Below are 14120 nucleotides of genomic sequence, written 5' to 3'. Positions count from 1 at the left end.
CCCATACTCGCTGCGGCACACCGTCTTCATCTCTATCTATTCTCGGCTCACGACCGTCTAATAGATCTAGCTTATTATAAACCTTTAAAGTCGGAACCTTATCCGCACCAATCTCCTTAAGAACATGCTCCACCTGCTCAATATTATCCATGCGACCTTCATCATGACAATCAATGACATGCAAAAGAAGCGTAGCGTTGCAGGTTTCTTCAAGCGTTGCCCGGAAGGCATCTACCAATTTATGCGGGAGATGTCTAATAAAACCAACGGTATCAACCAAAATAGCGTTGCCGATATCCGGCAGGTTCAACTTTCTTAAAGTCGGGTCCAAGGTTGCAAACAGCTGGTCGGCAGCATAAACATCCGCTTCAGTGACTCGATTGAATAAAGTAGATTTACCAGCATTGGTATAACCAACCAAGGATACTGTTGGTATTTCTGCACGGGTGCGTGCTCTACGACCTTGGTCACGCTGTTTACGAACTTTCTCCAGACGTGAGGTAATAGTCTTGATACGACCGCGAAGTAAACGTCTATCACTTTCTAACTGAGTCTCACCCGGCCCTCGTAAACCGATACCACCCTTTTGACGCTCCAAGTGGGTCCAGCCGCGAATCAATCTCGTCGACATATATTCTAACTGAGCAAGTTCGACCTGCAGCTTACCTTCGTGAGTTCTCGCCCGCTGAGCAAAGATATCCAAAATGATACCTGTACGGTCGATAATTCTACACTCCAGGGCCGCTTCAAGATTTCGCTGCTGACTTGGTGACAAAGCATGATTAAACAGCACAACATCTGCCTCACCATGCTCTAACTCGAACTGTATTTCTTCCAGCTTACCCTTACCAACAAAGTGCCGGGCATCCGGCTTATCTCTAGAGCCAGTAATGACTGCTAGCGTTTCAACCCCAGCAGAAGACACTAACTCCTTGAATTCATCAGGGTCTTCACGTTCTTTTTCAGAGTTAAAATCAATATGAACCAGTATAGCCAGCTCACCGGAGTCGGGACGGTCAAACACGTTTAATTACTACTCCGGCGGGCAAAAAAGCTAAGCGACGATAAAAGTCTGATAGTGGGGATAGAGTCAAGATAGACTATGACTCTTGTTCTTCAGGTGTTGCAACGCGAACATTACGTGCAGGTACAACCGTTGAAATAGCGTGCTTATACACCATTTGGCTAACAGTGTTTTTAAGTAAAATGACAAACTGGTCAAATGACTCAATCTGGCCTTGTAGCTTAATGCCGTTAACAAGAAATATTGAAACAGGAATTCGCTCTTTACGAAGTGCATTCAAATATGGATCTTGAAGAGAGTGACCCTTAGACATTTTATTATCTCCTAGTATTTTTTTAATAAATCTATTTTATTCCATTTAACGCATTTTTTTCATTTTTTATGTGAGATGCGTCTTAATATTTAGCATTTTCAATTATTTCTCGCGCTTTAGCCAGCACTTTTACATCATTCGTCTCTAATTGGTGCAAATTTGGCCAAGACCTCAACCAAGTTAGCTGCCTTTTAGCGAGTTGTCGAGTTGCAATAACCCCCCTTTCTCGCATTTCATCTTTCGTTAACTTGCCATCTAGGTAATCCCAAACCTGCCTATAGCCAACACAACGCATTGAAGGCATATCTGCTGTCACCTCTCCAGAGTGGTAAAACCCTTCAACCTCTTCGATAAAACCACTCTTCAACATAATATCAAAGCGTAGAGCAATACGTTGATGCAGCTCGGAACGATCACTCGGTGCAATTGAGAGGTTAATGAATTCATAGGGGGCTGGCGGAATTGCGCCACTCTCTGATTGACTTTGCTGATCCTGCCAAAACTGAGTCAGCGTCTTTCCTGTTACCCGAAAAACCTCCAAAGCTCTTTGAAGACGCTGGGAATCAGTTGGTTTTAGGCGCGCGGCAGATTCGGGATCGACTAGCGCCAGCTGCTCATGAACATAAGGCCAGCCATGCTTTTCAGCATCAAGAGATATCGCTGCGCGAACCTTGTCATCAGCACAAGGCAAGGATGCGATACCATTCTGCAAAACTTTGTAGTACATCATCGTACCGCCCACCAATAAAGGTGTGCGTCCACGACTTGTTATTTCCTGCATCTCTCTTAGCGCATCATCATAAAACCGAGCTACCGAATAACTGTCTTTAGCAGCAATAATATCAATCAGTCGGTGTGGAGCGCGCGCCAACAATTCTTTTTCGGGTTTTGCCGTACCGATATCCATGCCTCGATATATCAAGGCAGAGTCCACACTGATAATGTCGCAAGCTAAGGTTTCATGAAGAGAGACTGCCAGGTCTGTCTTACCCGCCGCTGTCGGCCCCATTAGACAAATTGCACTAGGCAAGCTCATTGATAAAGCCTTAAAGAAGGTATTCGCAACATCTTAACGCCCCCGCAGAAATAACTTATCCAGCTCACCCATAGACAGTGCGGTCCAGGTTGGGCGGCCATGGTTACACTGACCACTGCGCTCAGTTTCTTCCATATCTCTCAGCAAAGCGTTCATCTCCGGTATCGTCAACGATCGATTGGCCCTTACCGAACCATGACAAGCCATAGTCGACATCAACTCATTCGCTTTTGCCTCTAGCTGGTCGGAGTATCCGTGCGTAATCATATCACTCAACAAGTCTCTTACTAGCTGATCAACATTCACCTGCTGAAGTATCACTGGCACCTGACGAATAACGATACTTTCCGGACCAGACCGTTCTAGGCCCAAACCAAATTTCTGTAAGTCCCCGGCACATTCTTCAGCAACAGAAGCCTCTCGTTGACTTAGAGAGATATTCATCGGCACAAGCAGGGGCTGAGCCTTGATTCCATCACTATAAAAATCATTTTTCATTCGCTCATAAGTAATCCGCTCATGAGCTGCGTGCATATCTACAACAATCAAACCACTACTATTCTGAGCGAGAATATAAATCCCATGAAGCTGAGCAATAGCAAAACCTAATGGGTGTTCACGCCCATCAACAGCTTCTTGCTGCTGACCAAGGTTCTGATCAGGGTGAAGGGCTTTATATTGAGATAGAACCTCCGAAACACCCTGGCCAGATGTTTGCAACATTGATGGCGAAGCACTTCCCACACCTTGGCCAGCGCCAGTCACCGCACTACTAACTCCCTGGACTCCCAAAGACATTGCTGACTGAGAACCATAACTCGGCGTAAAAGCACTAGCCTGAGCTTGAAGCGAAGTACTTGCCTGAATATTTGACAAGTCGCGATTCGGTGCCGAACCATCTTCAGGAGCGGCCAATTCTTCTGGTCGAATATCCGCAAGCGCCTTATGAAGACTTCTGAATATAAAATCGTGAACTAAGCGCCCATCCCTAAAACGAACCTCATGCTTGGTCGGATGAACATTGACATCAACCAGCGCAGGATCAAGCTCTAGATACAAAACAAAGGCAGGGTGACGCCCATGATATAAGACATCACGATAAGCCTGCTTTACAGCATGACTCACCAAACGATCCCTGATAACACGACCATTAACGTAAAAGTACTGCAAGTCAGCCTGACTTCTTGAGAAGGTTGGTTTAGCTACCCAGCCCCATAACTTAAGCCCCGTTGCCTCTACATCAATATCAACGGCATTTTCCATAAAGGGCTTGCCACATAAGGCAGCGATACGCAGCTGTTTTTCCTTGATCGTCGGCGCTGGGCGTAAACTATGCACAACCTTCTGATTGTGAACCAACTCAAAACTAACTTCAAAGCGGCTCAGCGCTTGGCGTTTTAGGACTTCTTCTAAATGATTAAATTCAGTCTTTTCTGTTCTCAAAAATTTTCTTCGAGCAGGTGTATTGAAAAACAAGTCCCTAACATCAACACTTGTCCCTCGATTATGAGCAACAGGACTTAAGCGGGCCTCCATGTCTCGCCCCTCAGTAACAGCTTGCCAGCCCTGCTCTGCATTGTCTGTTTTTGAACTAAGTGCTAAACGGGAAACCGAACTAATACTTGCTAAGGCTTCCCCCCTAAACCCTAAGGTCGCGACGGTTTCCAGATCATCCAGGGATTCAATTTTACTGGTAGCGTGACGACTTAAGGATAGAGGTAAATCATCTTTGCCCATGCCTTCACCGTCATCACGAACTAAAATTCGCTTAACACCGCCTTGCTCAACCTGGACCAATATTTTGCGTCCACCCGCATCCAAGGCGTTTTCTAATAATTCTTTTACAACAGAAGCAGGACGCTCCACCACTTCACCTGCAGCTATCTGGTTTGCTAGGCGCGCGGATAGCTTATGAATTTTACTCATAGAAGAAATCTGAAAATCTAATCAAAAACGGAAGCTTACGAGGAAGGTAGCGACAAGCGTTGACCAACCCATACATTATCAGAGCGAAGCCGATTCAAACGACGAAGCTCTGTAAGCGATACATCATTGCGCATCGCAATATGGGAAAGGGTATCACCTTTTCGAACAACATACTTCTTGAAATTCGTGGCTTTTGATTTAGTGCTTTGAGCAACACTTTGGTTCACTACACTATTGCCACCCTTATTCCATGCCAATAGCGTTCCCGGAGGTGGCGCGTCATTAAAGTAAGCGAGAATTCCGCCCTTTATCGCCTTGGCCATTTTCCGCTGATACTTTGACGACTTTAATCTCTTGGACTCTGCCGGATTTGAAATAAATCCTGTCTCAACCAATATTGATGGAATATCTGGTGACTTCAACACCACAAAACCTGCCTGCTGAACCGAACGCTTATGCAAACGAGCAACATTGCCCATGGAGCTTAATACCTTACTACCTACGCCTAAACTCGCTTTTAAACTTGCCGTGGAAGAAAGGTCCAAGAGTACGCTCGCTAGAACGTCATCCTTGTCTTCCAAACTTACACCACCCACGCCGCCTATTAAATCGGCAGAATTCTCTTTTTGCGCTAACCAACGAGCTGTCTCACTGGTCGCGCCACGGTTTGACAAGGCAAAAACTGATGCACCGTGTGCCTGGGCTTTCTTAAATGCATCAGCATGAATAGACACTAACAAGTCAGTATTATGCTTTCTGGCAATCCGGGTACGCTTGCGCAAACCAATATAATAATCCCGCTCTCTGGTCAGGTAAGCTTTAAAGCCTTTTTGAGCATTAATCTGCTTTCTCAATTCTTTAGCAATTGCCAACACGACATCTTTTTCTTTTATACGATTCGGGCCGATGGCACCCGGGTCTTCCCCACCATGCCCTGGATCTATAACAACGATAATGTCTCGCTTCTGACCCGCAGGCACTTTCTTAACAACATTCTTGCGCGCTTCATTTAGCTTTTTTGTTTTCGTATATAAATCAACAACCAGACGATTTCCGTACTTCTGATTTGGCTTTAGCAAAAAGCTTTTCGTTTCAGCCTCTTCTTTTAAGTCCAATACAACCCTAAGATCATCTTTATTTCTACGTGCACTGCGCACTCCGGAAATAGGCGTACCTTTGAGATTCAAACTATCAAACTTAAGCGCCTTATCAGCATCATTAATATCCAAAACCAAACGCGAGGGATTCTTCAGCATCATGATTTTATGCTTTACCGGGTGTGATAAATCCAGAACTAAACGAATATACTCTGGAGACTCCCAAATACGCGCATTAGTTACTTTCGCTTGAGCAGCATTTACACTGCCAGCCATAAACGTAAAGGCAGCGAACAGAACAAGCACCTTTGCCAGGAAGCTAACTCTACTAGTACGAACTTTCATTAAATTCAGCTCTCTACTCAATCACAAAAGACATGCTTGAAACCACATGAACTCAAATTATAATTACTCAGCATGAAACATTACTCACTACCAAACCCGAGCCCGGCCTTAAACTAACCTCTTTCAATACTGAAAGAATCTCGCCATCTGCAGTAATCTTACAAAGGCGACCACGCCCGGTGCAGCTCAAATCGACTTCAAAATCGGCCTCAGGCAAGAAACCCTGGCCTTTATCAGGCCACTCAATAACACACAACTGCTTTTCCTGACCGTCATGAGGCACTTCAAAATAATCACGCACCCCCATAAATTCTAGCTCTTCGGGGTCGCCCAAACGATACAAGTCAAAATGATTAACTTGCACATTCTGTAATTCATAGGGTTCAACAATCGTATAAGTCGGACTCTTCACCTTACCAAAGTGCCCTGCACCTTCGAGAATCCCCCTAGTTAAGGTTGTCTTACCCATTCCGAGGTCACCGTGCAAAAAGATACTCACCACACCTTGATGAAAACAATGCTCATCGATGACACTGAATAACAAGCGTCCTAATGCTACTGTCGCTGACTCGTCAACCAATACAAGCCCAATAGCCGCTTTTGTCATACTCGCACCCTATATCGATTCACTCTCTTGCCCTATAATCCATAAACAAATATTAAAACAAGCGCTCTTTGCAGACACAAAAAGCAGGTTCTGCTGCACGTTTATGCCATAATAGCGTCGTAACACATTGCTTATTAATGTATTTGCTGAACAAACATTCCTAGTTAACTGTTAAGTATAGCAAAACATCGTCAGACTTACACAAAGATGCCGCTAGAATAGATTCGATGCAAAACACTAAGCCCAATCTTACTCACAACGAGCTGCTAGAACTTGAGCAGTCAATCCAAAAAAAAGCGCTAGAACTTGGGTTTCAGCAATTTGGCATCACAACTAATGACCTAGACATTCATATAGAACGATACAAAGACTGGCTCGATAGAGGTTTTCATGCAGACCTGGATTATATGGAAAAGCATGGAAGCAAACGCTGGCAGGCTGATGAATTAGTTCCCGGCACGCTTAGGGTTATTTCCTTGCGCATGAATTATCTAAGCGACCCAAACTCTCCTCTAGGCCTTTTGAACGAAAAAGAAAAAGCCTATATATCCCGCTATTCCTTGGGGCGTGACTATCATAAGCTAATCCGCTCGAGGCTAAAAAAGCTGATCGAACATATAAAACAAAAAGCGGAAAGCTACAGCTTTAGAGCTTTTGTCGACAGCGCACCTGTACTTGAACGAGCCTTTGCCCAGAAAGCGGGTTTAGGCTGGTTCGGTAAAAATACTATGCTTATCAGTCGTGAAGCGGGTTCCTGGTTTTTTCTGGGGGAAATATATACCGACCTCCCTCTTCCAATAAGTAAACCATACATAGAGGAACACTGTGGTAGCTGTAAGGCCTGCCTCACTGCCTGCCCGACAAAAGCATTTGAAGGACCGTACTTACTAGATGCTAAGCGCTGCATTTCTTATCTAACAATTGAGTTAAAAGGTAGGATTCCGCTAGAGCTAAGAAAGCCTATGGGGAACAGAATCTTTGGTTGCGATGATTGCCAACTCGTCTGCCCTTGGAACAAGTTCAGAAAACCCAGCCAAGAGACAGACTTTAGCCCCCGAAACAAGCTAGATGATATCACTCTGCTAGAGTTATTCTCTTGGAATGAAGAAACCTTCCTAACGAATACCGCAGGATCACCCATTCGCAGAGCGGGCTACGAATCCTGGTTAAGAAATATAGCCGTCGCACTTGGAAATGCGCCACAGTCATTAGTTATCGTTGCAGCCTTAAAACGAAGTAGAGAAACTGCCTCCCCCTTGGTCGCAGAACATATCGACTGGGCATTAGCGCAGCAAACCAAACCAAACAATCAAGAAGAGACTTAGCTACGCTTCATATTTGATGCCTGACTAACAGTATCACTCATTGTATAAGACAGTGACCCCAGGTGTTCAGCTATATCAAGCAACGACTGGGCGTTTGACGCCAGCTTTGCAGAAAAGTCTGCGTTTTCCTGGCAAGCCTCATCTAGATACTGACTATTGCTCACAACACCCTCAATACCTTGACTTTGCATACCCATCGCATCGGCTGAAACATTTATCTCTCGGGCAATATCTTCGACTTCGGAGGTGACGGCCTCCAGGCGATTACCCGTTTCGTTCACAACCATACAGCCCTGGTCGATACTCTCTTCCGCAACAGCCAGAAGCAGGCGTATTTTTTCTGCCGACTCGTTACTTTTGTGCGAGAGCGTCCTGACCTCATCCGCCACAACCGCAAATCCACGCCCCTGATCACCAGCGCGAGCGGCTTCGATTGCAGCATTTAGCGCCAGCAAGTTTGTTTGCTCTGCGATAGCGGTAATCACGCCCATAAATTCCAGAATATCATTATTACCGTCCTTTATTTTTTCCATGCAGTCGATAGTCTCTCGCATCGACTCACTACTAGAAATCGTATTTTTCTGCACTTGCTCAGACTTAAGGCGAACCACCTCCATTGCTGTAGCGGTCTGTTTAACCGAGTTAGCCATATCTTGAAGCGTATTATTCATTTCATGCGAGGACTCTAATTGGATATCAACCCTCTCGCTAATAGATTGACTATCATCATTCATAATCTTTGTCGTAGAAGATAAACGAGAAGAAGTATCAAGCAAAGCTTTAGCCGAATGGCTCGCTTGCTCTAAAATGGTCTGTAACTGGTCAGTTAATGCTTTAGCCTTCTCCGCTTGATAGCATGACTCTTTGGTTGACTCGGCAGCAAACTCAAGCGCCTCATTTCTAAGCTTAAACATATACGCAAGACTAAAAGCCTGGGCCAGAACTGGCAATAAAAAACCAGAGTAAGTATTAATTTTATCTTGCTTATCACTCAACTCAAACACAGGAAGCTCGTACCCACCGCGCTCCAACACGATAAACACAACTACTTCGGCAAACATTACCGCACTCCAAAAGGCACCCCACTTTCGGTCACACACCGTAAACGCTAAACCGATCAATACAACAGGCCAGTAAAAATGAGCTGACTGCAGACCGCCAAGATAATAAACCAGGCAAGCACAATACGTAGATGCCAGGAATACCTGTGTATTTGCTATCAGCATTCTAGGAAAGCGATCCATCTTGTTCGCAATTAGCAATAGAGGCTCACCAATGACCAGCAACCATGCCCAGGCGGCAAGTGCGTCGTAACCAACAGAAGACCACTTAATTAGACTGTATAAGCCGATCACAAAGATCAAACAACACATAAAAGCCATGATCTTGAAATGAATAAAGTCGCGGTCACTCTCAACCATCGAAGGCAGACAAGCATTGAAGCCTTGCTGAATAATATTCAATGTATGTTCCTTAGTGATACTAATAATTTAGACCCAACCGTTACCCTACCTTCAAGAAAGGTGGCCGGTTCAAGCAAGTTCTAATTCACATTATAGCCCATTTTTCACTTTGCAAACTTAGTTCACTTAGTATCTGCAAACACTGAGATTTGTGCTACCTTCAGTAAAGGTAAAATTACTTTTAGCAGGAAAAAGTGCATGTCAGATAAAACGATCATGGTTGTCGATGATGTCGAGTCAAACCGTGTGCTTTTAAAAATGATTCTCGAAGATGACTTTAACATCGTGGAATGCAGCTCCGGCCAAGAATGCCTGGATCAGGTAAGCCAGGAAGTACCTGATATCATTTTGCTAGACGTAAACATGCCCGGAATGACTGGCTACGAAGTTTGTACCGAGCTTAGAAAGCACAAAGAAAGCAGCGTTGTTCCCATTGTTTTCGTCTCTGCCATGGATAATGTCGAAGAACATCTTGCGGGCTTTGAAGCAGGCGGCAACGAATACATCACCAAACCAATTGACCCGGAGCGAGTGCTTGAACGAGTCAATTACTTTATAGATCACCAAGCCGAAACAAACAAAGCGAAGGAAGATGCCAGCAACGCCATGAAAGTTGCCATGGAAGCCATGACATCAAGTAGCGAGCTTGGCCAAATAATCGAATTCGTGAAAACCTCTCAGGAAATCACAACACTGGAAGGCATTGGACAAAAACTATGTGAAGTTGCATCAGGCTTCGGCTTGAGCGCATCCGCTGTCATCTATGGCACCCCTAGTGTTTTTATTAATTGCTCGCAAGACTCTATGGAAGCTCGCGTACTAAGCAAATTCAGAAACTCTAAAGAGCGAATTATCAGCATTGGCGTCTGAACGATGGTTTGCAGCGACTCCATGGGTGTACTTATAAATGATATGCCAGTTGACGATGAAAGCCGCTACGGTCGTTTCAAAGATCACCTCGCAGTTTTATCAAGCATCTGCGATGGCCGACTGCTCACACTTCAATCTCAAATATCAATGACCGACCAGCGTAAAGATGTACTAGGCCGCGCTATAGGTATGACCGAAAAACAGGTCAAACAGCTAACCAATAAACTTGCTGAACATGATGTCACTGTTCGACAAGTTATGCTTGATATGATTACTGAACTGGAAGCCAAACTATTTTCCTTAGGCCTGGACGAAGATCAGGAAGAACAACTAATGGCACTAGCCTATCAAGCAAGTGACAAACTTGAAGGTATGAAAGATAGCGCTAAGAACCTCGAGAATGAGTTAGGCCTGGTACTGGAAGGTCTGTATGAAGTACTAGCAAAGAACACATAACAGAGTCCAGTGCATGAACTTACCCAAGTCATTCAATACGTTCACCTCTATCATTTGGTACGGCGAAAGAAAGCACAATAACGCAGCTCTCGTTGACGCTCTAATCTCGAGCGGCTACCAGGTCGAGCAAATTAGTAATGAAGATGAGCTGAAAAGCAGATTCCTGAAAGTTCCTACAACGTTTTTAATACTTGACCAACCCAATGATATGGTTCGTTGCATCCAGCTAGTCATCTCTTTCAAGCTGCAAGCAAAGGATTCTGCGTTCACTACAATATTGATCTCTGACAAGGCCAGCATCGAAGACAAGGAAAAATACTATCGAGCAGGCGGCAACGAAATTATACACCCTCCTGTTAGCCATAAAGAATTACTAAGTAAAATCAAGCACTACAAAATGCTATGCGATACCGCTAATCGCTTTGCCCAATCAATCGCAACGGAAGAAAATCTGGGCAAAGCAGAAGAGTCTCGACGCCGTTTTTTAACAACCTTGAGCCATGAACTCAGAACCCCTCTCAATGGAATACTTGGCTTTTCAAAAGCCCTGAAGAAAAAAGACGAAGAGACTCCTTTGGGTAAATCTGGTATCGATGCCCTTAGCCGAATATTTGAAAGCACTAACCAGATCAACGCAATTATTACAACCCTGATCGATATCTCCAGCGCCTCTCTGGGCGCTCAGGGAATGATATCAAAAAACTTCGATATCAGCTCTCTCGCCTTAAAGCTCGAAACCAACTTCAGGCAAGCAGCGCTTGAAAAAGGCTTGGACTTCTCAATTGATTACCCTGATGGCCTAACAATGCTAAGCGATGAAAAGAAAATTTATTCAATGCTGCAGCACCTTGTTGATAATGCCATCAAATTCACTCAAAGCGGTAGCGTCAACATTCGCCTTAACACTGACTTCAACCCCACTAGCGGACAACGCATTATCTTTGAAGTATCAGATACAGGCATCGGAATAGACCCGCGAGACCATAAGCGGGTCTTTACCGAAGTCGGGCAATTAAATAACGAACACAATCGAGAACATTATGGTGTCGGCCTGGGCTTATATTACGTCAACCTGCTCTCGCAACAGATCGGAGGTAGCATTGAGGTTGAATCAACTCCCGGCGAGGGCGCTAAGTTTACTTTAGACCTACCTGCTGGAGAGCTAATTCTTGAAGCAGAACCAGTAAACGAAGAGCAAGAAATTGATGACCTATTGTTCTAGGCAGCCACCTCGGCACTTTTAACAACACTCTGTAAATCGAGTATCTGGATTGAAAACCCCTCAGCTCACTTAGACCAAACACAATATCAATATATATTGATATTGTGTTTGCTATATCAATATATATTGATATACTTCAAAACTATGATGATAAGCACCTCGAAAGTAGAACCGATTAATTGCGGCGACATCCACCTCCTTAGCCAGGCTCTCAAAGCTTGCGGTGACCCTCTTCGCCTTCAGATCCTTCAGGTACTGCAGTTTGAGACCTTTGGCGTACTCGAGCTGACTCAACTTTTTAACACCAAACAGTCTGGCATGAGTCACCATTTAAAGGTACTCAGCCAATCAAGTCTTGTAGAAGCACAGCGCGAAGGTAATGCCGTCTTTTATCGTCGTCCAGTCTCATTCGATTCACAGCGAGTAAAGTCTACTACTGAACAATTATTTTCCTTAGTTGACCAGTGCCCGCTTGATCAAAGCCTACAAGACAAAATCAAATGTATTCAGGAACAACGTGCAGTTCAATCGCAAGCATTTTTTTCGCGCAATGCAGACCGCTTTCATGAACAACAAGAGCTTATTGCGAAACATAGCTTATATGCGCAAGCAAGCTTTGAGCTTCTTCTGCAAGAGCAGCGCGCCAATCTAGCAGAACAAACCATTATTGAATTTGGGCCAGGAGAAGGTCATTTTCTACGCCCGCTTAGCGAGACATATAAATCCGTTATTGCCATCGATAACTCTCAAGATATGCTAAATAAAGCGCGTGCTTTTGCGCTAAGTGAAGGTTTGAACAACATTACCTTTGAATTAGGCGATACCCATAGCTATAAAAACTTGTGCAACAAAAACGAAAGGCCGCAAGTAGACGCAGCTGTCATGAATATGGTTTTACATCATGTTCCCGCCCCTGCTCAAATATTTATTGATGTCTATGCAATTTTAAAGCCTGGCAGTTCATTGGTTATTTGTGATTTAGCCCACCACAATCAGGAATGGGCTCGTGAAAGCTGTGGAGACCTTTGGCTTGGCTTTGAAGCCCAAGAATTACTTAGCTGGGCAGAACGTGCTGGCTTTATTGAAGAAAAAAATGCATTTATCGGCCTCCGTAATGGCTTTCAAATTCAATTACGAAAATTCATAAAACCTATCAATAGCAGTATTAACTAATTTGTGCAGGAAACGACTATGAGCGAATACAGTATATTTACTTCTGAATCTGTATCAGAAGGCCACCCGGATAAGGTTGCAGATCAGATCTCTGATGCAGTACTCGATGCTATCATTGCCCGCGACCCACTTGCCCGTGTTGCCGTCGAAACGCTAGTTAAAACCGGCATGGCCGTTGTTGCCGGAGAAGTGACTACTTCCTGCTATGTAGACCTAGAAGACATTGTTCGAGACGTGATTACTGGCATCGGCTATAACAGCTCTGATGTTGGCTTTGATGGCGCTACGTGTGCGGTACTTAATGGCATAGGTAAACAGTCAGTCGATATCAACATGGGAGTTGACCGCTCTAAACCTGAAGACCAGGGTGCTGGTGATCAAGGCCTAATGTTCGGCTACGCAACAAATGAAACACCAAGCTTAATGCCCGCTCCCGTTTATTACGCACACCTATTGGTACAACGTCAATCTGAGCTTCGCCAGAACGGTACACTACCCTGGTTGCGTCCAGATGCTAAGTCTCAGGTGACCATCAACTACGAAGGTGAAACACCAAAAGTGGATGCTGTGGTTTTGTCCACGCAACACGACCCTAGCATCTCTTTAGAAGACTTGCGTGAAGCAGTATTAGAAAACATTATCAAACCTGTTCTACCTGCTGAGTGGCTAAGTGACAATACTTTGTATCACATCAACCCAACCGGCAACTTTGTAATTGGTGGGCCAGTCGGTGATGCTGGCTTAACAGGCCGTAAGATTATCGTTGATACCTACGGCGGTATGGCACGACATGGTGGCGGCGCATTCTCTGGAAAAGACCCTTCAAAAGTTGACCGCTCTGCTGCTTACATGGGCCGCTATGTTGCCAAGAACGTCGTTGCTGCGGGTTTAGCTGATCGTTGTGAAATCCAGGTTTCTTATGCTATCGGCGTTGCTGAACCAACTTCTATTTCTGTTAATACTTTTGGAACTGGTAAAGTTTCAGATATCGAGCTCGCGAAAATAATCCGTGAAGTTTTCGATCTTCGACCTTATGCAATCCAGAATCAACTAGAATTGCTTTATCCGATGTACCAAATTACTGCTGCCTATGGACATTTCGGACGCGAACCTTTTGAGCATACCTATAGTTACAAGGAAAACGGCGAAGAGAAAACTAAGACCTTCACCGCTTTCACCTGGGAAAAAACTGACAAGATCGATGCCTTGAAAGCAGCTGCAAAGGTTTAAAGACAGTAATTTTTACTAATACGACAGACTGAA

Annotated in this window: 13 protein-coding genes; 6 read left to right on the top strand and 7 right to left on the bottom strand. The window is 44.6% G+C overall.

Features of this window, described 5'->3' with window-relative positions; all coding sequences use genetic code 11:
* From hflX to tsaE, 6 genes are all read right to left on the bottom strand, one after another.
* On the bottom strand, positions 1–1024 hold a 1024-nt coding region (gene hflX, locus A3729_RS17080; protein ID WP_068634112.1), incomplete at its 3' end, for a ribosome rescue GTPase HflX.
* 76 nt (positions 1025–1100) lie between these two features.
* Positions 1101–1337: an RNA chaperone Hfq gene (gene hfq, locus A3729_RS17075; protein WP_068514970.1), complete on the bottom strand. Its 237-nt coding sequence runs from the start codon at positions 1335–1337 to the stop codon at positions 1101–1103.
* An 82-nt stretch (positions 1338–1419) separates the two neighbouring features.
* Positions 1420–2373 carry a tRNA (adenosine(37)-N6)-dimethylallyltransferase MiaA gene (miaA, locus tag A3729_RS17070; protein WP_068514967.1) on the bottom strand — a complete coding sequence of 318 codons (954 nt, stop codon included), beginning with the start codon at positions 2371–2373 and terminating at the stop codon, positions 1420–1422.
* 33 nt (positions 2374–2406) lie between these two features.
* The gene (gene mutL, locus A3729_RS17065) at positions 2407–4299 is read right to left on the bottom strand and encodes a DNA mismatch repair endonuclease MutL (protein ID WP_068514965.1); all 1893 of its coding nucleotides are present in this window, start codon (positions 4297–4299) and stop codon (positions 2407–2409) included.
* Between the two features lie 35 nt (positions 4300–4334).
* Complete coding sequence (locus tag A3729_RS17060; RefSeq protein ID WP_068511747.1) at positions 4335–5741, bottom strand: N-acetylmuramoyl-L-alanine amidase; 1407 nt, start codon at positions 5739–5741, stop codon at positions 4335–4337.
* A 67-nt stretch (positions 5742–5808) separates the two neighbouring features.
* Complete coding sequence (gene tsaE / locus A3729_RS17055; RefSeq protein ID WP_068511749.1) at positions 5809–6348, bottom strand: tRNA (adenosine(37)-N6)-threonylcarbamoyltransferase complex ATPase subunit type 1 TsaE; 540 nt, start codon at positions 6346–6348, stop codon at positions 5809–5811.
* A 227-nt stretch (positions 6349–6575) separates the two neighbouring features.
* Between tsaE and queG the strand changes: the two genes are divergently transcribed.
* Positions 6576–7673 carry a tRNA epoxyqueuosine(34) reductase QueG gene (gene queG, locus A3729_RS17050; RefSeq protein ID WP_068511750.1) on the top strand — a complete coding sequence of 366 codons (1098 nt, stop codon included), beginning with the start codon at positions 6576–6578 and terminating at the stop codon, positions 7671–7673.
* On the opposite strand, the gene A3729_RS17045 is transcribed toward queG, so the two are convergent.
* Positions 7670–9136 (bottom strand): methyl-accepting chemotaxis protein, encoded by a 1467-nt coding sequence (locus A3729_RS17045; RefSeq protein WP_068514961.1) that lies wholly within the window; start codon positions 9134–9136, stop codon positions 7670–7672. The two genes, queG and A3729_RS17045, sit on opposite strands and share 4 nt — an antisense overlap.
* A gap of 198 nt (positions 9137–9334) precedes the next feature.
* On the opposite strand from A3729_RS17045, the gene A3729_RS17040 reads away from it, so the two are divergent.
* The 5 genes from A3729_RS17040 (at position 9335) to metK (ending at position 14087) form a co-directional block, all read left to right on the top strand.
* Positions 9335–10006, top strand: a complete 672-nt coding sequence (locus A3729_RS17040) for a PleD family two-component system response regulator (protein WP_068514958.1) — start codon at positions 9335–9337, stop codon at positions 10004–10006.
* Positions 10007–10027: 21 nt separating this feature from the next.
* A complete protein-coding gene (locus A3729_RS17035) occupies positions 10028–10462 on the top strand; it encodes a hypothetical protein (RefSeq protein ID WP_068514054.1) in 435 nt (144 codons plus the stop codon).
* 13 nt (positions 10463–10475) lie between these two features.
* Complete coding sequence (locus tag A3729_RS17030) at positions 10476–11684, top strand: hybrid sensor histidine kinase/response regulator (protein WP_068514955.1); 1209 nt, start codon at positions 10476–10478, stop codon at positions 11682–11684.
* Positions 11685–11828: 144 nt separating this feature from the next.
* Entirely contained in the window at positions 11829–12857 is a 1029-nt protein-coding gene (locus A3729_RS17025; RefSeq protein ID WP_197469927.1) for a metalloregulator ArsR/SmtB family transcription factor, read from the top strand.
* An 18-nt stretch (positions 12858–12875) separates the two neighbouring features.
* Positions 12876–14087 carry a methionine adenosyltransferase gene (gene metK / locus A3729_RS17020; RefSeq protein WP_068514953.1) on the top strand — a complete coding sequence of 404 codons (1212 nt, stop codon included), beginning with the start codon at positions 12876–12878 and terminating at the stop codon, positions 14085–14087.
* Positions 14088–14120: the final 33 nt, after the last annotated feature.

This window comes from Oleiphilus sp. HI0043, from assembly GCF_001634935.1.
Note: the sequence above shows the minus strand (reverse complement) of the source record. Positions and strands in the feature narration are given on the sequence as shown.